20 protein-coding genes are annotated in these 20,968 nt (G+C 63.9%); 7 read left to right on the top strand and 13 right to left on the bottom strand.

All coding sequences use genetic code 11. From position 1 onward, the window contains the following. Positions 1 to 62: 62 nt before the first annotated feature. Genes A8B82_RS09880 through cysG form a run of 5 tightly spaced genes read right to left on the bottom strand, consistent with a single transcriptional unit; the run spans position 63 to position 4,617 of the window. On the bottom strand, positions 63 to 461 hold the full coding sequence (locus A8B82_RS09880) for a DUF934 domain-containing protein (protein WP_067291489.1): 399 nt from the start codon (positions 459 to 461) through the stop codon (positions 63 to 65). Further along, positions 458 to 1,246, bottom strand: coding sequence for a phosphoadenylyl-sulfate reductase (locus A8B82_RS09875; RefSeq protein ID WP_067291487.1), 789 nt, complete (start codon positions 1,244 to 1,246; stop codon positions 458 to 460). The genes A8B82_RS09880 and A8B82_RS09875 overlap by 4 nt, the downstream gene beginning before the upstream one ends. Continuing rightward, entirely contained in the window at positions 1,236 to 2,912 is a 1,677-nt protein-coding gene (locus A8B82_RS09870; RefSeq protein ID WP_067291484.1) for a nitrite/sulfite reductase, read from the bottom strand. Before A8B82_RS09870 ends, A8B82_RS09875 begins: the two co-directional genes overlap by 11 nt. Continuing rightward, a complete protein-coding gene (locus A8B82_RS09865) occupies positions 2,912 to 3,223 on the bottom strand; it encodes a DUF2849 domain-containing protein (protein WP_067291482.1) in 312 nt (103 codons plus the stop codon). Before A8B82_RS09865 ends, A8B82_RS09870 begins: the two co-directional genes overlap by 1 nt. Next, complete coding sequence (gene cysG, locus A8B82_RS09860; RefSeq protein ID WP_067291479.1) at positions 3,223 to 4,617, bottom strand: siroheme synthase CysG; 1,395 nt, start codon at positions 4,615 to 4,617, stop codon at positions 3,223 to 3,225. The genes A8B82_RS09865 and cysG overlap by 1 nt, the downstream gene beginning before the upstream one ends. A gap of 156 nt (positions 4,618 to 4,773) precedes the next feature. On the opposite strand from cysG, the gene A8B82_RS09855 reads away from it, so the two are divergent. Beyond that, a complete protein-coding gene (locus tag A8B82_RS09855; protein WP_067291566.1) occupies positions 4,774 to 5,235 on the top strand; it encodes an Lrp/AsnC family transcriptional regulator in 462 nt (153 codons plus the stop codon). Positions 5,236 to 5,465: 230 nt separating this feature from the next. Here the strand turns inward: A8B82_RS09855 and A8B82_RS09850 are convergent, their stop codons facing one another. Then, complete coding sequence (locus A8B82_RS09850; RefSeq protein WP_067291477.1) at positions 5,466 to 6,644, bottom strand: cytochrome P450; 1,179 nt, start codon at positions 6,642 to 6,644, stop codon at positions 5,466 to 5,468. Positions 6,645 to 6,736: 92 nt separating this feature from the next. Between A8B82_RS09850 and A8B82_RS09845 the strand changes: the two genes are divergently transcribed. The 5 genes from A8B82_RS09845 (at position 6,737) to A8B82_RS09825 (ending at position 13,084) form a co-directional block, all read left to right on the top strand. Continuing rightward, positions 6,737 to 8,470, top strand: a complete 1,734-nt coding sequence (locus A8B82_RS09845) for a sensor histidine kinase (RefSeq protein ID WP_235604659.1) — start codon at positions 6,737 to 6,739, stop codon at positions 8,468 to 8,470. Further along, a complete protein-coding gene (locus A8B82_RS09840) occupies positions 8,467 to 9,696 on the top strand; it encodes a sigma-54-dependent transcriptional regulator (protein ID WP_067291474.1) in 1,230 nt (409 codons plus the stop codon). Before A8B82_RS09845 ends, A8B82_RS09840 begins: the two co-directional genes overlap by 4 nt. A 242-nt stretch (positions 9,697 to 9,938) precedes the next feature. Continuing rightward, the gene (locus A8B82_RS09835) at positions 9,939 to 10,940 is read left to right on the top strand and encodes a DctP family TRAP transporter solute-binding subunit (RefSeq protein ID WP_067291472.1); all 1,002 of its coding nucleotides are present in this window, start codon (positions 9,939 to 9,941) and stop codon (positions 10,938 to 10,940) included. A gap of 82 nt (positions 10,941 to 11,022) precedes the next feature. Beyond that, positions 11,023 to 11,703 (top strand): TRAP transporter small permease, encoded by a 681-nt coding sequence (locus A8B82_RS09830; protein ID WP_067291469.1) that lies wholly within the window; start codon positions 11,023 to 11,025, stop codon positions 11,701 to 11,703. Between the two features lie 4 nt (positions 11,704 to 11,707). Beyond that, on the top strand, positions 11,708 to 13,084 hold the full coding sequence (locus A8B82_RS09825; RefSeq protein WP_067291467.1) for a TRAP transporter large permease: 1,377 nt from the start codon (positions 11,708 to 11,710) through the stop codon (positions 13,082 to 13,084). Positions 13,085 to 13,159: 75 nt separating this feature from the next. Here the strand turns inward: A8B82_RS09825 and tpiA are convergent, their stop codons facing one another. Beyond that, positions 13,160 to 13,903, bottom strand: a complete 744-nt coding sequence (tpiA, locus tag A8B82_RS09820) for a triose-phosphate isomerase (protein ID WP_067291465.1) — start codon at positions 13,901 to 13,903, stop codon at positions 13,160 to 13,162. Positions 13,904 to 13,998: 95 nt separating this feature from the next. On the opposite strand from tpiA, the gene A8B82_RS09815 reads away from it, so the two are divergent. Beyond that, positions 13,999 to 14,931, top strand: a complete 933-nt coding sequence (locus tag A8B82_RS09815) for an isopenicillin N synthase family dioxygenase (RefSeq protein WP_235604658.1) — start codon at positions 13,999 to 14,001, stop codon at positions 14,929 to 14,931. A gap of 2 nt (positions 14,932 to 14,933) precedes the next feature. On the opposite strand, the gene A8B82_RS09810 is transcribed toward A8B82_RS09815, so the two are convergent. From A8B82_RS09810 to A8B82_RS09785, 6 genes are all read right to left on the bottom strand, one after another. Then, positions 14,934 to 15,260 (bottom strand): TfoX/Sxy family protein, encoded by a 327-nt coding sequence (locus A8B82_RS09810; protein ID WP_067291463.1) that lies wholly within the window; start codon positions 15,258 to 15,260, stop codon positions 14,934 to 14,936. Further along, the gene (locus tag A8B82_RS09805) at positions 15,257 to 15,619 is read right to left on the bottom strand and encodes a HesB/IscA family protein (RefSeq protein ID WP_067291461.1); all 363 of its coding nucleotides are present in this window, start codon (positions 15,617 to 15,619) and stop codon (positions 15,257 to 15,259) included. Before A8B82_RS09805 ends, A8B82_RS09810 begins: the two co-directional genes overlap by 4 nt. Before the next feature lie 146 nt (positions 15,620 to 15,765). Next, positions 15,766 to 16,977: a glycerophosphodiester phosphodiesterase family protein gene (locus tag A8B82_RS09800; RefSeq protein ID WP_067291459.1), complete on the bottom strand. Its 1,212-nt coding sequence runs from the start codon at positions 16,975 to 16,977 to the stop codon at positions 15,766 to 15,768. A gap of 119 nt (positions 16,978 to 17,096) precedes the next feature. After that, positions 17,097 to 17,459 carry an SUF system Fe-S cluster assembly protein gene (locus A8B82_RS09795; protein WP_067291456.1) on the bottom strand — a complete coding sequence of 121 codons (363 nt, stop codon included), beginning with the start codon at positions 17,457 to 17,459 and terminating at the stop codon, positions 17,097 to 17,099. 397 nt (positions 17,460 to 17,856) lie between these two features. After that, on the bottom strand, positions 17,857 to 19,236 hold the full coding sequence (rimK, locus tag A8B82_RS09790) for a 30S ribosomal protein S6--L-glutamate ligase (protein ID WP_067291454.1): 1,380 nt from the start codon (positions 19,234 to 19,236) through the stop codon (positions 17,857 to 17,859). 51 nt (positions 19,237 to 19,287) lie between these two features. Beyond that, positions 19,288 to 20,958, bottom strand: coding sequence for a mechanosensitive ion channel family protein (locus A8B82_RS09785; protein ID WP_067291451.1), 1,671 nt, complete (start codon positions 20,956 to 20,958; stop codon positions 19,288 to 19,290). Positions 20,959 to 20,968 lie beyond the last annotated feature (10 nt).

The raw sequence follows: 20,968 nt of genomic DNA, 5'->3' as shown, positions 1-20,968 counted from the left end.
TTGCTTGCGTTCCCTTCTTAGAAGATGATTGGGGTCAGGGCAATCTTTGCCTTGGGCACCGTTCAGCCGCGCAGGCGCGACTGATAGTTGTGTGCCTGCCAATTGGCGCGGAACTGCCATTGCTCTTGCGGTTGCCGTGCGGCGATCTCGTCATGGACTTCGACCTCGTCAAAACCCGCCCGGCGGGCCATTGCGTATTGGTCAGCGATCACATGCCCCTTGGCCCGCAGCCGCCCGGTGAAGCCGCGCAGGCGCAGGGCGCGCGCGATGGTAAAGCCGCGCCCGTCTGCGGAGGAGGGGAAATCCACCCGGATGACCTTGAGCCCCGCCAGATCGACCGCTTCGGGGTCGGCATCGGAGGGCAGATCAAGCGCCACACAGTCGTTGGCCGCGCAGGTGGCGCAAAAGCCGCCAGTCCAGTCGTCGGCCACAAAGCCGCTGTCATTGATCAATTGGGTCATGTCTTGCCTCCGGTTCGCACCATCTTGCCATCGACAAAATGAATGCCGCATTCGTCTTTTTCGCTGTCTCTCCAACGGCCTGCACGGGGATCTTCACCCGGCTTCACCGGCGATGTGCACGGCGCGCAGCCGATGGAGGGGTATCCTTGCGCCACCAGCGGATGGCGGGGCAAACGGTTCTCGGTCATATAGGTCTGCACATCGGCAGGGTCCCAATAGGCCAGCGGGTTCACCTTGATCCGGTCCGGCACGCCATTGCCGCGCTGCTCCAGCTCGAAATGCTCCAGCGCGGCGCGGGTGCCCGACTGGAACCGTTTGCGGCCCGAAATCCAGCCATCGAAACCGCGCAGGGCGGTTTGCAGCGGCACGGTCTTGCGCAGGTTGCAGCAGGCGTCGGTATCGCGCTGGTGCAGCGTGTTGTCCGGGTCCACCGCGCGGATGTTGCCCGAGCGCAGGATCGTGACATTGCGCAGGCCCAGACGTTCGGTCAACTCCTGCTGATAGACCAGCGTTTCAGTGAACAGCAGTTCGGTGTCGATGAACACCACCGGCAGGTCGCGGTTCACCATGGAGGCGAGATGCAGCAGCACCACCGATTCCGCCCCAAAGCTTGAGACCAGCGCGAGATGCGGGATCTCTTCTACCGCGCGGCGCAGCACATCCGTGGCGCTGTGGTGGCGCAGTTCATCATTCAGCGCCGTTACCCGGTCCTGCACCGATTGCACGGGCAGTTGATCCCGCGCCGCGCTGCCCGAAGCGGCCAATTGGTGTCGATCAAGCGGCATCTGCCCGGTCCTTGCTTTCTGCCTCGGGGTAGAGGGCCGCCTTGAACGGGGCCATCCCCAGACGGCGATAGGTTTGCAGGAAGGTCTCTGCAGGTTCGTCGCGCAGGTCGAGATAGGCCAGCACCAGCCGTTCGACAGCCGGGATGATCTCATCGGCGGAGAAACCGGGGCCTGCCCGTGTGCCGATGGTTGCATCCTCGGTGCCGTCACCGCCCAGGGTGATCTGGTAGTTTTCCACGCCTGCGCGGTCCAGCCCCAGGATGCCGATATGGCCGACATGGTGGTGACCGCAGGCGTTGATGCAGCCCGAAATCTTGATCTTGAGCGGTCCGACCTCGTGCTCCAGCTTCAGCTCGTCAAAGCGGGTGGCGATCTCCTGCGCGATGGGGATCGAACGCGCGGTGGCCAGCGCGCAGTAATCCATGCCGGGGCAGGCGATGATATCACTGATCAGCCCGATGTTGGCGGTGCCCAGCCCCTCGGCGCGCAGCGCGGCAAAGACCGAGGGCAGGTCGGATTTATGCACATGCGGCAGGATCACGTTCTGCTCGTGGCTGATGCGCAATTCGTCATGGCCATAGCGTTTCGCCAGTGCCGCCATCAGGCGCATCTGCCGGGCAGAGGCATCGCCGGGTGTCTTGCCATGCGCTTTAAGGCTGATCGAGACAATGGCATAGCCTTCGACGCGGTGCGCGGCCAGGTTGGTATCGGCCCAGCTGCGGAACAGCGGGTCGTTCTGGTAGGCAGCGCGATAGGTCGCATCATCCGCGCGGCGGAACTGCGGCGCGGCAAAGTCGGCCTTGATCCGGGCCAGCATCTGCTGGTCCACCCCGGTGAACTGCGGACGGATCAGCGCATAACGCGCATCGACGCGGGCGCGGATATCCTCGATCCCGTTCTCGTGCACGGTGATCTTGATGCGGGCCTTGTATTTGTTGTCGCGGCGGCCCAGCAGGTTGTAGACGCTGACAATCGCCTCCAGCGTGGGCAGCAGGTCTTCTTCTGCCACAAAGTCATAGAGCACCTTGCCGATCATCGGCGTGCGGCCGAGGCCCCCGCCCACAATGACCTCATAGCCGATCACACCGTCGCGTTCGACGATGCGCAACCCGATGTCATGCGCCTTGATCACCGCGCGGTCGGCTTGCGCCCCGGTCACGGCAACCTTGAACTTGCGCGGCAGGAACTGGAATTCCGGGTGGTCGGTGGACCACTGGCGGATCAGTTCGGCCACCGGGCGCGGGTCTGCGACCTCATCCGCGGCGGCACCGGCGAAATGGTCGGCGGTCACATTGCGGATGGTGTTCCCGCTGGTCTGGATGGCGTGCATGTTCACCGCCGCCAGCGCGTCCAGCATATCGGGCACATCGCGCAGTTCAGGCCAGTTGTACTGGATGTTCTGGCGGGTGGTGAAATGGCCATAGCCCTTGTCCCACTTCTCGGCGATCATGGCGAGCTGGTCCATCTGGCGGGAATTCAGCGTGCCATAGGGGATCGCGACCCGCAGCATGTAGGCATGCAATTGCAGGTAAAGCCCGTTCATCAGGCGCAGTGGCTTGAATTCATCCTCGGTCAGGCTGCCGTCGATGCGGCGCTCGACCTGGGCGCGGAACTGGGCGTTGCGCTCGGTCAGGAAATCGGCGTCGAAGTCGGTATAATGGTACATCAGAAACGCTCCTGTTTCACGGTTTCCTGCTTGCCATGGGCATAGTTCGAAGGCCCGGTGGCGCGGAAATCCTCGCGGAAGTGGGTGGGGTGCGGCACGCCGTCCTGCACGGTGACATCGGCCAGATAGGCGCCGACGATGCTGCCCGGCTGCGACTGAGCCTCGATCAGGCGCAGGTCGGCGTCGGCCTCGTCGGTCAGCACTTCGGCCTGCGCCAGGTCACGGGTCCAGCCGCTGGTGGTCATATAGATCACATCGCCTTCAAGCAGGGCGTTGGCTGTGACCACTTTGGGGGTGAAGGGTTTGGGCATCAGGCCATCTCCTCGATCGGCATGTCGGTGGCGGCTTGCGCGGCGGCGCGCGGGGCAAGTCCGTAAAAGGTCAGCGCGGGGCCGGTCATCTGCGCCTCTGTGATGTCCGTGGCCATCCGGTCCAGCGTGGTTGCCAGCACCCGCTGTTCGGGGCGGGAGGCGTTTTCGATGACGGTGACAGGCGTGGCGCGGTCTGCGCCATGCATGATCAGGCGGCCCTGCACGAAACGGGCGGACTTCTTGCCCATGTAGATCGCGGCGACCTCGTTCGGGCGGGCAAGTGCGGCCCAGTCGTGATCCGCGAATCCCTTCATGTCGTGGCCGGTCAGGAACCGGACAGAGGCATTGCGCCCGCGGCGTGTCAGGCTTTGCCCGATGGTGGCCACGGCGGCAGAGGCCGAGGTGATGCCCGGCACGATGTGCCAGGTGATGCCATGGGCGTCGATGGCGTCGATTTCCTCGTCCAGGCGGCCAAAGACGGTGGCGTCACCGGATTTCAGCCGCACGACCTGAGCGCCCGATTTCGCGTGTTCGACCAGCAGGGCGTTGATGGTGTCCTGGCTGGTGGAGGGGCCGAAGCCTTCCTTGCCGACGTCGATCATCACCGCTTCCCGGCGGGCCAGTTCGAGGATCTGAGGTGAAATCAGCCGGTCGTAGACCACCACGTCTGCCTCGTCCAATGCGCGGCGGGCCTTGAGGGTCAGCAGTTCCGGATCGCCCGGTCCGCCGCCGACAAAGGCGACATGGCCCGCGCGGGCGGCGCGGGTCAGGTGATCGTCCAGCAGGGTGTTGAGGCTGTCCTCGACCTGGTCCTCGCCTGCGGTGATGGCGCGGGGGCCGGTGTTGAAATAGTAATCCCGCCAGAAATCGCGGCGTGCGCGGCCAAAGGGCAGGGCATCGGCCATCTTGCGGAACCCCTTGCCGATCCGCGCCAGATTGCCCAGCGTGACGGGCAGGCGTTCTTCCAGATCGGCCTTGATGGCGCGGGCCAGCACCGGGGCGGCCCCCTCGGTGCCGATGGCCACGGTCACCGGGTCACGGTCCACGATGGCGGGGGTGATGAAGGCGCTGTCGGCAAGATTGTCCACGATGTTGACCAGCGCCCCCTCGGCGCGGGCGATGGCGGCGGTGCGGGCGTCTTTGACTGCGTCCTCATCGGCGGCATAGAACAGCCTTGTGTCCCGCGCATCGCCAACCGCAAACGCGCGGCGGTGCAGGGTCAGCTTGCCTGCCTCGGCCCAGGTTACAATCTCGGGCGCGGGGGTCGCGGCGTAGACATGGAGATGGGCGCGGGTCTTGAGCAGCAGCCGCAGCTTGGCCAGCGCCGCATCACCGCCGCCCGACAGCGCGATGCGCTGGCCCTCGGTGGCGAGGAAGATGGGAAAATGGTCCATGGTTTGCCCCTTGCTGCGGTTGGTGTGATGCGTTGACTTACCTCTCTATATAGGAAATATTCCCTGTATTGGGCCATATGCCTGCGCAGATAAGGAATAGTGTTCTGATTTCCGCGCCTGATGGAACAATGGTTTGATGAAAGGGAAGATCGCAGGATGTCTGTTCGGATAGATGAGACAGATCGGAAAATTCTTGGCCAGTTGCAACGCGATGCGGCGCAATCGCTGGATGATATTGCCAAGGCGGTGGGCTCTTCCAAGACGCCTGTGTGGAATCGCATCCGCAAGATGCGCGAGGCCGGGATCATCGGCCAGCAGACCGTGATCCTGGATGCGGAGGCGCTGGGGTTCGAGGCCTGTTTCTTTGTCCTGATCCGCACCTCCGAGCATGAGGCGGAATGGCAGGCGGCCTTTCTCAAGGCGCTGCGCGACCGCCCCGAGGTGCAGGAGGCGCACCGGCTGGCGGGGGATATCGACTATATCCTGAAGGTGCGGGTGAAAAACGCGCGGGCCTATGACGCGTTCTATCAGGCGCTGATTTCCGAAGTGCGGGTGCATAACGTCACCGCGCTGCTGTCGATGGAAGAGATCAAATCGACCGTGGCCCTGCCGCTGTGACGTGATCTGCCGGACGCGGCTGCGCCGCGACGCGATTCTATAGGTGCATGTTGCGGGGCTGAGCCCCTCGCGGTGGCGGGGGCGTTTGCGGATCTGTGGTTATGGATGCTGAGACGGTGTTCAGGGCGCAGTGCGTCCTGAACGACCTTTATCAAGGGTTGGGCGAGTCGCTCCGGCCTCAAGGACAAGCCGCTGCGCGGGGCCTGCGGCCTCCTTGACCCCGGACCGACTCACGGGTTGATCAGCAGACGTTCGAGCCTGTGGAAATGGTAGGTGGCGGCATAGCGCGGTGTTTCGGTCAGGGTCATCTCGGGCAGATGGGCAAAAAGCGCGGGCAGGGCGATTTGCAATTCCAGCCGGGCCAGCGGCGCGCCGACGCAGAAATGCAACCCGCCGCCAAAGGCCGCATGGGGCCTGCCGGGGCGTTGCGGGTTGAAAAGGTCGGGGGCGACGTGGATGTCGGGATCGTGGCCCGCCGCGCCCAGGATCAGCGCGATTTCATCGCCTTTCTTCAGCGTCACATCGCCCAGCTCGATATCGGCATAGGCGTAGCGGGTGAACATATGCAGGGGCGGATCGTATCGCAGCAGTTCCTCGACCGTGGCGGCGATGTTGTGCGGGGCCAGGGCCAGTGGATCGGTCTGGTGTTCCAGCAGGCATTTCACCGCGTTGCCCATGGCGTGCACCGTTGCCTCATGGCCCGCGTTCAGCAGCAGGATGCAGGTGGCGATCAGTTCTTGCGTGCTCAGGCTCTCGCCCGCGCTTTCGGCGGCGATCAGTTCCGAGATCAGGTCATTGCCCGGATCGCCACGACGGCGGTCGATGTATTCTGTGAGGTAGCTGACGAATTCGCCTGTTGCGGCTTCGGCGGCGTCCTCAACGGCGCGGGTGCGGCCGGCCATATACATTGCCACCATGGTATTGGACCAGCGCAGCAGGTCGGGCCAGTTGTCTTCGGGCACCCCCAGCAGCCGCGCGATGATGCGCACCGGCAGTTGCGTGCAGACCTGGGGGATCAGGTCGATGGGCCCTTTGGCGGGTAGGGCGGCGAGCAATTCCTGCATGATCTGTTCGATGTCCGGTTGCAGGTTCGCGATCCGGCGCGATGTGAAGGCGCGCAGCACATGGCCCCTGAGCCGCGTGTGCCGGGGCGGTTCCAGTTCCAGCATGGAATGGGCATCGACCCTGTGCCACTGGATCAGATGATCGGGGACCGGGGCCGGTTCCGGGTTCTGCCGACCCAGCCTGCGGTCGCGCAACAGCGCGGTGACGGTGGCCGCGTCAAAGGCGGCCAGCATGCCGTAGTCCTCCCAATAGAGCACCGGCCCGCGCCCGCGCGCCGCGTCGTAGACGGCATAGGGGTTCTGGATGAATTCAGGGTCAAGCGGGGATTGTGAGAGGTGCTTCATCCCGATCAGATGCCCGAGCGGCTCTGGTCAAGGCAAGGGCGCTTGTGCAATCTGGCCCCATGATAAGCGGAATACGGCAAAGAGCGGCGGTGATGTTGGCCTTCCTGGCGGTTGTGGCGGCGCTGTCGGGCGGTGTCTGGCGGTATTTCCATGAACAGGGTCTGGACCTGCTGGCAGAACGTGGGCGCGCGGACCTTGCCCTTGCCGGGGACCGGCTGGTGGGCCAGTTGCAGCGCTACCGGGATCTGGCGGTGCTGATGGGGAATCATCCGGCAGTACGGGCGGTGCTGTTGGAGGGCGATGGGCAGGATCTGGGCGATCTGCTGCTGGAGGTCGCGGACAAGACGGCGGCGCTGGATGTGCTGGTGATCGACGCGGCGGGGCATCTGCGCGCCTCGGCGCTGGGGTTGGACGCGCCGATGGAGCTGGCCGGTCAGCCCTTTGTACGGCGGGCGCTGCGGGGGGCGCTGGGATGGGGGCATGGCGAGGCGATGCCGCTGTCGGCGCGTGCCTATTTTCATGCGGCACCGGTTTTCGCCACGCCGGGGCGCGTGCTGGGCGCGGTTGTTGTGGTGACCGACCTGAACGGGATCGACTACAACTGGCGCGGCAGCAACCCGGCGGCGTTTTTCACCGACAGCACCGGCGAGGTCCTGATCGCGAACCGGTCGGAGCTGCTGTTCTGGCGCAGGCCAGGGGAGTCATCCGGGCTGGTGCCGCCGGTGGGGCCCGCGCCGCCCTTCGAGGCCCGTCTTGTGGGCGGGCATGAAATCTGGCGGCTGGACTGGGGGCCCTATCTGCCCCGGTCCGCGCTGCATCTGACCCAGGGTTTGCCGGTGATCGGCCTGACCGGCGAGGTGCTGCTGGATACCGCGCCCGCGCGCAGGCTTGCGGCAGCACAGGCCGGGGCGGTGGCTGCGCTTTGTCTGGCCTTCGGGTCATTGCTGTTTCTGGCGGCGGAGCGGCGGCGCACGCTGGCCAGCGCCAATGCCCGGCTGGAGGACCGCGTGGCCGCGCGCACCCATGCCCTGCGCGACACCAATGCGAAGCTGCTGGCAGAGGCGGCAGAGCGCGAAGAGGCGCAGGCCGCCCTGCGCCGGGCGCAGGATGAGCTGGTGCAGGCGGGCAAGCTGAGCGCGCTGGGGCAGATGTCGGCCGGGATCAGTCACGAGTTGAACCAGCCGCTGATGGCGATCCGGTCCTTTGCCGAGAACGGGGTGCAGTTCATGCGCCGCGGCACGCCGGAGCGGGCGGCAGAGAACCTGACCCGGATCTCCGAACTGGCGCAGCGGATGGCGCGGATCATCCAGAACCTGCGCGCCTTTGCCCGGCAGGACCAGCAGACCGACGATGGTGTCGATCTGCGCAAAGCGCTGGAAAGCGCGCTGGACCTGACACGCGCCCATGTGGCGGATGCGGGGGTCCGGCTGATATATGAGCCGCTGCAAGCGCCGACCTGGGTGCGGGGCGGCGAGGTGCGGCTGGGGCAGGTGTTTGTCAATCTGATCACCAACGCGGTGGATGCGATGGCGGAGGCGTCTGAAACCCGGCCCGAAAAGAGACTTGAAATCGAAGTGGTCGAAGGCGAGGCGGTCACTGTCAGCTTTCGCGACACCGGACCGGGGATCGAGATGCCGGACAAGGTGTTCGATCCTTTCTACACCACCAAATCGCAGGGGCCCTCAGCGGGGATGGGTTTGGGCCTGTCGATCAGCTATGGCATCGTGCAAAGCTTTGGCGGGCAGATCAGGGGCAGCAACTATGCGGGCGGGGCGCTTTTTACCGTGACACTTGAACGACATGCAAAGGACGCGGTGGCGGCATGATGGGCAAGGTCCTGCTGGTCGATGACGATGCCGCTGTGCGCGAGGCGCTGGCCCAGACCCTTGAGCTGGCGCAGATCACCGCGCTGACGGCGGGGTCATTTGTGGCCGCCAAGGACCGGATTACCCGGTCTTTTGACGGGGTGATCCTGTCGGACATCCGGATGCCGGGGCGGGACGGCTTTCATCTGCTGGATTATGCGCGTGCGCAGGACCCGGACCTGCCGGTGATCCTGCTGACCGGCGAAGGCGATATTCCGATGGCGGTTGCCGCCATGGGGCAGGGTGCCTTCGGATTTCTGGAAAAGCCCTGCGCGCCTGCCGATCTGCTGGCGGTGCTGGAACGCGCGCTGAAGACCCGCGCGCTGGTGCTGGACAACCGCCGCCTGCGCGATCTGGTGGAAACCGGCGATCCGGCGGCGCGGATGATCTTTGGCACTTCGGACCTTTCGGAAGGGCTGCGCAAGCGGGTGCGGCTGGTGGCACAGGCGGAAGGGGATGCGCTGATCAGCGGCGCGCCCGGCACCGGCATTTCCAAGATCGCAGAGGTGCTGCACCTGAGTTCCGCACGCTCCAAGGCACCCTTTGTCAAACAGGCGGCCTCGGGCCTGACGCCTGAAACCCTGCCGGATGCCCTGAAGGAGGCGGATGGCGGCAGCCTGTTCCTGGACGAGATCGCGCAACTGCCCCGGCAGGTGCAATTGATCCTGAGCGAGGCGGCGGACACCCAGAACCCGGTGCGGTTGATCGCGGGCAATACCCGTGATCTGCCCGCCGAGGTCGAGGCGGGCCGTTTCAACGCCGAACTTTATTGGCGGTTGGAAGGGTTGAGCGTGCGCATCCCAAGCCTGGCGGAACGGCCGGAGGACATTCCGGTGATGTTCCGGCGCTACGTCGATCAGGCGGCAGAGCAGGCCGGGCTGCGCGCACCCGAAGTCACGCCTGATGTGGTGGCATCGCTGATGCGCCGCGACTGGCCGGGCAATGCGCGGGCGCTGATGTCGGTGGCGATGCGTTTTGTGCTGGGGCTGAACGACGATATTGCCCCGGATGCCTCGCTGGGGCTGGCCGAACAGATGGCGCGGGTCGAACAATCCCTGCTGGAGGCAGCGCTGCGTCGGTCGGGGGGGCAGGCCTCTGCCGCCGCAGAGGCGCTCAAGCTGCCGCGCAAGACCTTTTACGACAAGTTGACCCGCTACGGCATCCGCCCCGAGGATTTTCGCGCCTGAGACATGTGCGGATTTTCGCACAAATGCGGGTTGGGCCTGTGCGGGAAATCGCACATCCCTCGTGGCGGTGGTAAATGCGTGGATCAGGAGAGGCTGTCAAATATCTGTAATATAACGATTTAGATGAACGAGCCCAGCGCGGATCACACGCACTTGTGATGACATGCGAAAATATGGCTCCTTGCCTCAGCGCGCCGAAAAGGTGCGACGATTTGATTCCAAATCTCTGGGAGGAGACACCTATGAAGTTTTTCACCGCCACTGCCGTCGCCCTGACACTGTCCGTCAGCGCAGGCGCCGTCGCCGCTGCCTGTGATGACGGCGAGATCGTCATCAAGTTCAGCCATGTCACCAACACCGACAAGCATCCCAAGGGCATCGCCGCCTCGCTGCTTGAGCAGCGCGTCAATGACGAGATGGACGGCAAGGCCTGCGTCGAAGTGTTCCCGAACTCCACGCTTTATGACGACGACAAACTGCTGGAAGCGATGCTTCAGGGCGATGTCCAGATGGGCGCGCCTTCGCTGTCGAAGTTCGAACAGTTCACCAAGGTTTTCCGCCTGTTCGACCTGCCGTTCGTCTTCAAGAACATCGAGGCCGTGGACGAGTTCCAGAACTCCGAAGCCGGTGCCGCGATGAAGGAATCCATGACGCGCCGTGGCCTGCTGGGGCTGGGGTTCTGGCACAACGGGATGAAGCAGATGTCGGCGAACAAGCCGCTGTTGCTGCCCAGCGATGCTGCGGGCCTCAAGTTCCGCGTGCAGCCGTCAGAAGTGATCAAGGCGCAGATGGAAGCGATTGGCGTCAGCCCGCAGCCGATGGCCTTCTCCGAAGTTTACGGCGCGCTGCAAACCGGCGTTGTCGACGGTCAGGAAAACACCTGGTCCAACATCTATGGCCAGAAGTTCTTTGAGGTGCAGGACGGTTCGACCGAAACCAACCACGGCGTTCTGGATTACATGGTCGTTGTGTCCACCGACTGGTGGGACAGCCTGCCCGAGGACGTGCGCAGCCAGCTTGCCACCATCGTGGACGAAGTGACCGCCGAGCGGAACGCCGCCGTGGCGGAAGTGGACGCAGAAGCGCGCCAGGCGATCCTGGATGCCGGTGCCGAGATTCGCACGCTGGACGCAGAGCAGCGCGAAGCCTGGGTCAACGCGATGAAGCCCGTCTGGGAGGAATTCGTCGCGGACGTGGGCCAGGAAAACATCGACGCCGCACAGGCGATCAACGAAAAGCACTAAGCTTTTCGTAGCTTGCGGGTGGCCGGTTCCTGACCTTGGGGTCGGCCACCCATTACCTGCATTTCTCGGGAGGGGCTGGGCGATGGCATCGCATTACGAAGCACGCACGGGGCTGGGGCGTTTCGTGCACGAGTTCGAGGAAACGGCGATTGCCGTGATCCTCGGGCTCATGACAATCATCACATTCATCAACGTGGTCCTGCGCTACGGGTTCAACACGGGCCTGATCTGGGGGCTGGAGGCGGTGACCTTCCTCTTTGCCTGGCTGGTCCTGCTGGGTGTCAGCTATGCGGTCAAGGTCACGGCGCATCTGGGTGTGGATGCGGTGATCAACCTGTTCGACAAGCCGCTGCGCCGGGTGCTGGCGCTGGTCGCGGGCGTTGTCTGTATCGTCTATGCCGCGTTTCTGCTGAAAGGTGCCTGGGATTACTGGGCCCCTTTCGCGGGCCTCGATGCCACCACCGGGCGCTGGTTCCCGACCGGTTTTGCCAACAGCCGCGATCAGGCCTGGTACGAGGTTGTCGACCTGCCCATGCCCGACTGGCTGCGCTTTATCGAGCCGGTGATGAACGAGGGCGAGAGCTATGACAAGCTGCCCCGTTTCATCCCTTACGCGATCCTGCCCATCGGCATGGCGCTGCTGCTGTTCCGGTTCATCCAGGCTTTCATCCACCTGCTGCGTGGCAGGGCCGACAGCCTGATCGTCAGCCACGAGGCCGAAGACGCCATCGAGGACGTCAAACACATGAACGCGGAGCGTTGATCCCATGGAAGTAGCAATTCTATTCGCGATGGTCGTGGGGCTGATGCTGATCGGGGTGCCGATTGCGGTCTCGCTCGGCATGTCGTCGATCCTGTTCCTGCTGGTGCTGTCTGACACATCGCTCGCCTCGATTGCGCAGACGTTGTTTCAGGCGATGGCCGGTCACTATACCCTGCTGGCGATCCCGTTTTTCATTCTTGCCTCAAGCTTCATGTCGACCGGCGGCGTGGCCAAGCGGATCATCCGTTTCTCCATCGCCCTGGTGGGACACCTGCCGGGAGGTCTGGCGATTGCGGGTGTCTTTGCCTGTATGCTTTTCGCGGCCCTCAGCGGCTCTTCGCCCGCGACGGTGGTTGCCATCGGCTCCATCGTGATCGCGGGGATGCGGCAGGTTGGCTATACCAAGGATTTCGCCGCAGGTGTGATCGCCAACGCGGGCACCCTGGGCATTCTGATCCCGCCCTCTATCGTGATGGTGGTCTATGCCAGCGCCACGGATGTTTCCGTGGGCCGGATGTTCCTGGCCGGTGTGATTCCGGGTCTGATGGCCGGCACCATGCTGATGGTGACGATCTACATCATGGCCAAGGTGCGCAAGCTGCCGCAGGGTGAATGGCGCGGCTGGGGCGAAGTCTGGTCCTCGGGCCGGGAGGCGGGCTGGGGCCTGTTCCTGATCGTGATCATCCTGGGCGGCATCTATGGCGGGATCTTCACCCCGACAGAGGCGGCTGCGGTGGCTGCGGTCTATGCCTTCCTGATTGCCAGTTTTGTCTATCGCGACATGGGGCCACTGCATATGGAGGGCGAGGGCCGCAACCTGTCGCTACTGCGCAAGCCGATGGCGATCTTCAGCGTGTTCTGGCACCCTGACACCCGCCACACGCTGTTCGAGGCGGGCAAGCTGACGGTGACGCTGATGTTCATCATCGCCAACGCGCTGATCCTGAAACATGTGCTGACAGACGAACAGATCCCGCAGCGGATTTCCGCGATCATGCTGGATGCGGGTTTTGGGCCGATCATGTTCCTGATCATTGTCAACGTGATCCTGCTGATCGGGGGCCAGTTCATGGAGCCCTCGGGCCTCTTGGTCATCGTGGCACCGCTGGTGTTCCCGATTGCCATCGAGCTGGGCATCGACCCCATTCACCTTGGCATCATCATGGTGGTGAACATGGAGATCGGGATGATCACGCCACCTGTGGGGCTCAACCTCTTTGTGACCTCGGGGGTGGCGAACATGCCGATGATGAAGGTGGTCAGGGCCGCGCTGCCCTTCACCGCCGTGCTCTTCGTCTTCCTGATCATGGTGACCTATATCCCGATCATCTCGACCTGGTTGCCGACAATGATGATGGGGCCGGAGATCATCACGAAATGACAATCGGGCGGCGCACCCCGTCGGTGCGCCGCCCTTTGCGACCATTCATTCAGAGTATTTTGGGCATAAAGAAGCTCAGGATACTGCAAGGGCCGCGACGATTGGGGCGAAGTCGCTGGCCTTGAGACTGGCACCGCCGACCAGCGCGCCATCGACATTCTCCGCCTCAAAGATGGTGGCCGCATTGTCGGCCTTGACCGAGCCGCCGTAGAGCAGCGGGATCGCATCGCCCATCTCTGCGCCGAAGCGATCGATCAGCGCGGCGCGCAGGAAATCATGCACCTCGATGATCTGTTCCAGCGTGGGCACCTTGCCGGTGCCGATGGCCCAAATGGGTTCGTAGGCGACAACGGTGTTTTCAGTGCGGGCGGCGTCGGGCAGGGAGCCTGCCAGCTGCGCGCCGATCACATCCAGCGTGCGCCCCGCCACGCGGTCCGCTTCGCTTTCACCCAGACAGAGGATCGCGGTCAGCCCCGCGGCCCAGGCGGCATCGACCTTGGCGCTGACATCTGCGTCGCTCTCCCCATGGTCCACCCGGCGTTCGGAATGGCCAAGGATCACGTGTGTCGCGCCGCTATCCGCCACCATGGCGGCTGAAATATCCCCTGTATGCGCGCCTTTTTCCGCCGCATGGCAATCCTGTGCGCCGATGGCGATGCCGCCTGCGCGCGCAACGGCGGGGATCAGCAGAGGCGCGGGCGGGCAGATCACCACCTGGGTGCTGCCGCCCGGCAGCATCCCGGCCAGAGCATCGAGTTCGTCGAGGGCGGATTGCGTGCCGTTCATCTTCCAGTTTCCGGCGGCGATCTTGGGGCGCATGAAATTCTCCTGATTTTTGAACAGACTTACCAGCCGACAACCGGGGCGGCAACGAAAGGCTTTGCTGCTGGTGCGACCGGGGCTAGGCTTGCCCGATGAATGAGCACGCTGACACATCGGGGGTGATTCCCCGCATCGACCTTCAGGCGCTGCGCGCCAGCGATCCGGCCGCGCTTGACGCGATGCAGGTGGCGGCCACGGATGTGGGTTTTGCCACCGTGTACAACACCGCGCTGCCCAGGGCCCAAGTCAGCCATGTGATCGAAACCTACCGCGCCTTCTTTCAACTGCCGGAGGAGGAGAAAGCCGCCGTTGACATGGCCGCCACCGGGTCAAACCGGGGTTGGGGCCGGTCGGGGGCAGAGCGGGTCGATCCCGACGCCAACCCGGATTACAAACAGGTCTTTGACTGCGGCGTGACACTGCCCCCCGGCGATCCGCGCCTCGAAGATCCCTTTTATGCGCCCAACGTCTGGCCCAACACACCCAATGATTTTCGCCAGACGATTGAAGGCTATTACACTGCCGCCTGCGCCGTGGGTCTGGAAGTGCTGCGCGGCGTGGCAGAGGCGATCGGCCAGCGGCGTGACGCCTTTGATGCAGCCTTTGACGCGCCGATGGCGCTGCTGCGCGGCAATTACTATCCGCAAAGACCCGCATCGGCCAGCGCCAAGGATTTCGGCATCGCCACCCATACCGACTATGGCTGCCTGACGCTGCTGGCCACCGACGGCACGCCGGGGCTGGAGGTGCGCAAGCGTGGCGGCGGCTGGATACCGGTCACGGCGGCACCTGGGGCTTTTGTCATCAACTTTGGCGAGATGTTGCAGTTCTGGAGTGATGGCAAGGTCATCGCGACTCCGCACCGGGTCATCGGCAGCACGTCTGAGCGCATCTCCGTGCCGCTGTTCTTTAACCCTGCGCGGGAAACCAATGTGGCCCCGCCGGGGTCGGACCGGATGATCAGCGCAGGTGATCACCTGTCGAAACGCTATAACGAGACCTATCTGCACCTCGCCAAGGGGTGAGCCTAACGCAGCGCGTCAATTGCGTCGCGGGCAAGTGCCAGCGCCTGCTCGGGATCCTCCATCGCGGCCTCTGGCAGGGTCCAGTAGGGCATGGCGGCGCTGGCACCGTTCTTGCGGGTATAGGTCCATTGTTCGGCCCCATCCCCGGCCAGACGCTGCGCGAAATCGCCCTGTGCCTTGAGCATCAGGCGACCGTCCGACAGCATCAGCCCAAAAATCGTATCGCCGCAATAGATGCCCAGCCCGCCGAACATGCGGCGGGTCGAAAGGTCTGGAATGTCTGAAAACAGGTCACTGGCAAAGTCGATATCGGCCCGTGACAGGCTCACTTCGCGCCGAGGGATTCGTCGAACTTGATGGATTCGCCGCAGCCGCAGGCTTCGGTCACATTGGGGTTGGAAAACTTGAACCCGCTTTCCAGAAGCGTGGTTTCATAGTCGATCTGCGTGCCGAACAGGAACATCTGCGCCATCGGCGCGATCATCACGCGCGCGCCGTCCTGTTCCACCACCTCGTCATTGGGGTCGGCGAAATCGACGTATTCCATGGTATATTCCATGCCCGCGCAGCCGCCCTTCTTGATGCCGATGCGCAGGCCCGCGTGGCCTGCCGATGCCATCAGCTTGGAAATCTGGGCGGACGCCCTGGGCGTCATGGTGACAGCTTGTTTTCCGGGAATGCCGAACATGGGTGTTTTCTCCTGTTACGGTGAAGATAAGGGCCTTGGGCGGTATTCTCAAGCGGTTGACGTCAAATCGCTCCGCATTGCAGCAAAATGGCCGCCTCCGGGGAAGGGAGGCGGCCTGCTGCGCGGGTCCCGTGTGGACGGGGGGACTACAGACCCATGCAGTTGGCGTAGAAGGTGACGGTTGCAGGCCAGTCGGAGAAGACGCCCGCAACCTTGACGTCCTGAGCAAGCACGTCGAGCGCGACGAGGTAATCGCTGTCATCGGTGATGATGTCGTTCACCGACCGGAAGTACCAGCCGCCGCCCGATGCCAGCGGCCCGGAGCGTTCCAGTGTCCATGCGATCAGGGTGATCCCGGCCTCACGCGCGGACCTGGCATAATCCGATGCCGCCAATGTGCCATCCGCATTGGTCAGCAACATGTTGAGCGAGGCACCGATGTAATTGACGCCTGCGGCCTTCAACCCGGCAAAATCCTGACTCCAGCTGTCGGGGTTCTGTTCGTCGAAGCCGTCGGACCATTCGACAAGATAGACCGCCTGCGCGCCGAACGCAGGCTCGTTCGCGATCCAGTAAATCACGTCATCCAGATTGAACGACTGCGCCCAGACGTCGGACGCGGGAACACCTGCGGCCTTGTAGTCGTCGATCATCTTCTGGGCGTAATCTGCCTGAGTGAAACCCTCGTGCGGCATTTCGACAGCGGGGGATTTCAGTTCGGGGGTGAACCGGGCACCCAGCGAGGCGAAGAGTGCAATCGACTCGGCGTGGGTCATGGTCTGGCTGCCAGCGGTATAAAGGTCGGTGCGCCAGCCTGCGACGCCGCCCTGATAGGCTTCGGGAGTCGTGGCGGAAGTGTCGGCGCTATCCATCTTGGGGGCAAGGCTGCGGAATTCCGCCAGGGTCAGGTCGGATGTGCGGCATTCGGCGCTGGCGGGCGTGTCCGCCGTGGCGGGGGTGAAACCCGTGGTGCATTTGGCCGCAAGATCGGTGGTCAGGATGTTGGTGGTGGTGTGCAGGTCGTTCTGCGCGTGACGACAGACCAATTCGTGATCGGCGGTAAAGGTCACGTCGCATTCCAGAATGCCCGCGCCCATCCCGGCGGCAGCGACATTGGATTGCACGGTATGTTCGGGGAACATCATCGGCGCGCCCCGGTGGCCGATGGAAAACAGCGTCGGTTCGGCCTGCTGGCCCAGGCAGGAGGTCAGCCGGGACTTGAGATCGCCTTCGGCAAGTCGGGAGATCAGGAAGGCCGGGCGGGGGCCATAGCCATAACCATTGGCACCCAGATGATCCTCGGCCCAAGCGGCGAGGGGGATGAGGGAAAAGGCCGCGAGGGCCGCAAGACTGCGCATGAAAGCTCCGTAAATTCAGGATGTCGTCGCGTCTGTTCTGACGGCAGCCTGTAACGGTATGACGAAGCGCAGATGACAGGTGGGTGACGGTTTCACGACACCTGCCTCTTGTATTTCGGCTACATGAAGCCCAGTTCGAGCCGCGCCTCGTCCGACATCATGTCCATGCCCCAGGGCGGCTCCCAGACCAGTTCCACATTGACCTGTTTCACACCGGGCAGCGGTTCCACCGCATCGGCGACCCAGCCGGGCATTTCGCCCGCGACAGGGCAACCGGGGGCGGTCAGCGACATCTTGATGTCCACGGCGTTTTCGGGGTCGATGTCAATGGTGTAGATCAGGCCCAACTCGTAGATATTCACTGGGATTTCAGGGTCATAAACCGTGCGACAGGCCTCGACCACCTGATCGTAGAGCGGGTGATCGGTGCTGGAGGGCGCAATCAGCGGTGTGCCTTCGAGCGGTTGGGTATTGTCGGTCATGTCGGCCTCTGCTCTGGTTCCTGACTGTTTATATAGGGATAGCGGGGCGCGACGTCCAGTGGGGGGTAACATGATGGGCGGGGTTGCGGAAGTTTGCAGTGGTTTGCAGAGAGGTCGGGTATGGGGGCTTTGCTGCCGTTCCATTGGCGCGGTGCATAGCCCCAAGCGCCCCCGCCCGGCGTCAGCCGGGCATCGCCCGACCTCCCCCCGGAGGGCGATTTTGCAGCCTCCTCCAAGCCATGACCGGCCTGCGGGCTGAGATGTTCCCTACCACTCATAGGTTTGGAACGCCCTCCAGGTCGGGCGATACCCGGCCGACGCCTCATGTCACTTTGGCCCCATCGCTGCCATTGGCTGCGCCTGCTGCGCGTGTCCGCTTCGGGCCGTTCCCCCCAAATCACCCCTTCCGCCGCCGCACCGGTTGCGGTTTTACCCGCGCTTCGATCTCGTCATAGACCTTGCCGACGATGTCCTTGCCGGTGGCCTTTTCGATGCCTTCGAATCCGGGGGAGGAATTGACCTCCAGCACCTTTGGCCCGCTCTCAGAACGCAGCAGGTCGACGCCCGCCTTGCCCAGGCCAAAGGCACGGGCGGCGCGCACGGCGGTGTCGCGCTCCTCTTTCGAGATGCGCACAACCTTGGCCGAGCCGCCGCGGTGCAGGTTGGACCTGAAATCCCCCTCCGCCCCGGTGCGTTTCATCGCCGCGACAACCTTGCCCGCGACCACCAGACAGCGGATATCCTCGCCCGCCGCCTCTTTCACGAAATCCTGCACCAGAAAGTTGGCCTTGAGGCCCCGGAAGGCATCAATCACGGATTCGGCGGCTTTCTTTGTCTCGGCCAGCACCACGCCCTTGCCCTGGGTCGATTCCAGCAGTTTCACGATCAGCGGCGCGGTGCCGACCAGTGCCATCAGGTTGCTGGTGTCCTTGGGCGAGGCCGCAAAGGCGGTGGTGGGCATGCCGATCTTCTTGCCCGCAAGCACCTGATGGGCGTGCAGTTTGTCGCGGCTGGCCAGAATGCCCGCCGACCCGTTCACGCAATAGGTGCCGATGGTTTCGAACTGGCGGATCACCGCGCAGCCATAGGGCGTGACAGAGGCCCCGATGCGCGGGATCACCGCGTCATAGCGGGGCAGGCGTTTGCCGTCATAATGCACCTCGGGGGCCAGCGAATTGATCGCCATATAGCAGCGCGTGGTGTCGATCACCTCGACAGTATGCCCGCGCGCCTCTCCGGCCTCGACCAGACGGCGGGTGGAATAATTGTCTTCCCGGCTGAGCACCGCGATGCGCAGGGCCCGAACCGGGGCGGCATGGCGCACCCTGGCGGAATGATAGACATCATAGCTGAGGTCCGGTTGCAGGCGCCGCTCGGTGGCGGAAATGATGATGTGATCCCCCAGCGCCTGACGGCCCAGCAACATGCGGCTGGTCATGCCGGCACGGTTTGTCAGGGTGATTTCGATGGGCCAGCTTTGGCCGCCGACCTCCAGCGTCGAGGCGATCACAAGCCGCTGTTCGCTTTCGCCGTTCGAGGAGGTGACCTCGCGCCGGTCGATCAGCGGGGCCGAGCAGGTGATGGAGATGTCCTCGCGCCCCGGAATCGGATGTACGTTAAAGCGGACCTTGGGTTTGGCGGCAGATCCGAAAGTCTCGATGTCATGGGCATGCAGGGCAGAGGTGCGCGCGCCGGTGTCGACCTTGGCCTTGATGGCGGGCAGGCCCAGATCGGGCAAGGAGACCCATTCTTCCCATCCGAAAGTCAGTTCGTTCATTGGTCTGTCCCTCTTGCTGAACAACCTGCCTATCGGCTTGGCCGGGCGGCTTCAAGCTGGTGTTGCGTCATGTGGCAGGATCGGAAAAATCCGTGCGCCGGTCTCGCGCTCGATGCGCGCGGCCTCGGCCAGCAGGGCCTCGCGCACCCGGCACTCCACATCCCAGAATGTCGCCGGGTTGGCCGTGGGAAGTTCGAAACGGACCTTGATGCCGATGGCATCCTGGCCGGTCACATTGACTTTGGCGCGGTCCATCGGGGACACGTCAGCGGGGTCTTCATAGCTCAGCAGATCAAGGAACACCTGCCGCAACCGCTCCACATCGACACCATGGGCCAGGGTCAGTTCGATGGGGCGGACCATCTCGGGCTCTTCGATCGACCAGTTCTCAAACGGGTCAGACACAAAGGTGCTGACCGGCACGATCAACCGCGTGCCGTTCCAGATCATCAACTGGACATAGGTGAAATCAATCCGCTCCACCGTGCAGAAATGCCCCTCGAACAACAGCTGATCGCCAATCCGGGCCGAGCGGTTCAGCGCGATCTGGACCGAGGCCAGGATATTGCCGAGCACCTCGCGCGCGGCAAAGCCCAGCACGATGGTCAGCGCCCCGGCAGAGGCCAGCAGCGAGATGCCAAGCGTGCCATAGGCGGTGATCGAACTGAGCACGACGCCCGAGGCGGCGAGGGTTGCGATGACGATGACAAACTTGCGCGCGGCGGAAATGGTTGTCGCCACGGCGCGCAGATGGGCATTCTGCGGGTCGGCCAGTTCTGTCGCGGTGGACACGCTGATGCGGTCGAAAACCTCGTCGATCACCAGCACCACCGCCAGGGTGATCGCCACCACATATGAGATCAGCACCAATGGCGACACCACGGCGTCGATGATCCCCGTCACCACCAGCACCCGGCTGGTGGCGGTGCCGATGGTGGCGGCAAAGATCGTGATGGCGGCAGGCCATTTCAGCGACCTTGCGAGGAACCGCGCGGCGCGCCGCTGCGCGGTGTCGCCCAGCCGTCGCAGCATCCGGTAGGCCAGGGTGGCCAGGATCAACGCCCCCAGAACCACAAGCGGCAGGAACAGGACCTCCCACAGGAACATGCCCCAGAACGCCGGGGCGCGCAGCCAGTCCGGCAGCGCCAGTTCCAGATCGGTCGGCCCGTAAAGCGCGTAGAGTGCCGGGATGTTGTCCACGCTTTGCCGTGAGAACACCCAGACAGGTTCGTCACTGTCGGCGGCTTTGATCCGGTTCAGCCGCAAGGGCACCAGATGGCCGCCCCGTTCCATCCGGTCGATCAGGATCGAGCGGCGCACCCTGCCGGTGTCATTGTCCTCTGCACTGCCGGACAGCCAGCCGTCGGGCCGGTCTTCGAGCGAGGACCAGGGGATCACCACCTTGCGTTCCAGGATCACCGACAGCATCCGCGCCCGTTCCGTGCCGACAAACTGCTGGTCGCCCGGTGCCACATCCGACAGGTCCAGCAGATGCGCGGCGGCGCTGAAATGGCCATGGTCCGCGAGGTATAGGAAGGTCTCCAGCGCGGCCATCGGCGTGGCGCGGTCCAGCGTGGCGGGCGCAGAGGACATGCCCGCGTTCAGGCTGTCCTGTTCAAACCACGGCTCCTGCGCCATCGCGGCGGGGGCAAGGCAGACCAGCATCACAGCCAGCGCGGCGGCAAGGGGCCGCAGAAAGGGTTTGAAAACGAGCAGAATCATCGTTTGGGAA

It is taken from the genome of Sulfitobacter sp. EhC04 (assembly GCF_001650875.1).
In the GTDB taxonomy this organism is placed as follows: domain Bacteria; phylum Pseudomonadota; class Alphaproteobacteria; order Rhodobacterales; family Rhodobacteraceae; genus Sulfitobacter.
This window is presented reverse-complemented; position numbering and strand designations above follow the sequence as displayed.

Excerpts from the sequence above, each read along its gene's own strand:
- A8B82_RS09835 (WP_067291472.1), top strand. The coding sequence starts at position 9,939 with ATGAAGTTTTTCACCGCCACTGCCGTCGCCCTGACACTGTCCGTCAGC.
- A8B82_RS09830 (WP_067291469.1), top strand. The coding sequence starts at position 11,023 with ATGGCATCGCATTACGAAGCACGCACGGGGCTGGGGCGTTTCGTGCAC.
- A8B82_RS09840 (WP_067291474.1), top strand. The coding sequence starts at position 8,467 with ATGATGGGCAAGGTCCTGCTGGTCGATGACGATGCCGCTGTGCGCGAG.
- A8B82_RS09870 (WP_067291484.1), bottom strand. The coding sequence starts at position 2,912 with ATGTACCATTATACCGACTTCGACGCCGATTTCCTGACCGAGCGCAAC.
- tpiA (WP_067291465.1), bottom strand. The coding sequence starts at position 13,903 with ATGCGCCCCAAGATCGCCGCCGGAAACTGGAAGATGAACGGCACGCAA.
- rimK (WP_067291454.1), bottom strand. The coding sequence starts at position 19,236 with ATGAACGAACTGACTTTCGGATGGGAAGAATGGGTCTCCTTGCCCGAT.
- A8B82_RS09795 (WP_067291456.1), bottom strand. The coding sequence starts at position 17,459 with ATGACCGACAATACCCAACCGCTCGAAGGCACACCGCTGATTGCGCCC.
- A8B82_RS09855 (WP_067291566.1), top strand. The coding sequence starts at position 4,774 with ATGTCTGTTCGGATAGATGAGACAGATCGGAAAATTCTTGGCCAGTTG.
- A8B82_RS09815 (WP_235604658.1), top strand. The coding sequence starts at position 13,999 with ATGAATGAGCACGCTGACACATCGGGGGTGATTCCCCGCATCGACCTT.
- A8B82_RS09825 (WP_067291467.1), top strand. The coding sequence starts at position 11,708 with ATGGAAGTAGCAATTCTATTCGCGATGGTCGTGGGGCTGATGCTGATC.
- A8B82_RS09805 (WP_067291461.1), bottom strand. The coding sequence starts at position 15,619 with ATGTTCGGCATTCCCGGAAAACAAGCTGTCACCATGACGCCCAGGGCG.
- A8B82_RS09785 (WP_067291451.1), bottom strand. The coding sequence starts at position 20,958 with ATGATTCTGCTCGTTTTCAAACCCTTTCTGCGGCCCCTTGCCGCCGCG.
- A8B82_RS09880 (WP_067291489.1), bottom strand. The coding sequence starts at position 461 with ATGACCCAATTGATCAATGACAGCGGCTTTGTGGCCGACGACTGGACT.
- A8B82_RS09850 (WP_067291477.1), bottom strand. The coding sequence starts at position 6,644 with ATGAAGCACCTCTCACAATCCCCGCTTGACCCTGAATTCATCCAGAAC.
- A8B82_RS09800 (WP_067291459.1), bottom strand. The coding sequence starts at position 16,977 with ATGCGCAGTCTTGCGGCCCTCGCGGCCTTTTCCCTCATCCCCCTCGCC.
- A8B82_RS09865 (WP_067291482.1), bottom strand. The coding sequence starts at position 3,223 with ATGCCCAAACCCTTCACCCCCAAAGTGGTCACAGCCAACGCCCTGCTT.
- cysG (WP_067291479.1), bottom strand. The coding sequence starts at position 4,617 with ATGGACCATTTTCCCATCTTCCTCGCCACCGAGGGCCAGCGCATCGCG.
- A8B82_RS09875 (WP_067291487.1), bottom strand. The coding sequence starts at position 1,246 with ATGCCGCTTGATCGACACCAATTGGCCGCTTCGGGCAGCGCGGCGCGG.
- A8B82_RS09845 (WP_235604659.1), top strand. The coding sequence starts at position 6,737 with ATGTTGGCCTTCCTGGCGGTTGTGGCGGCGCTGTCGGGCGGTGTCTGG.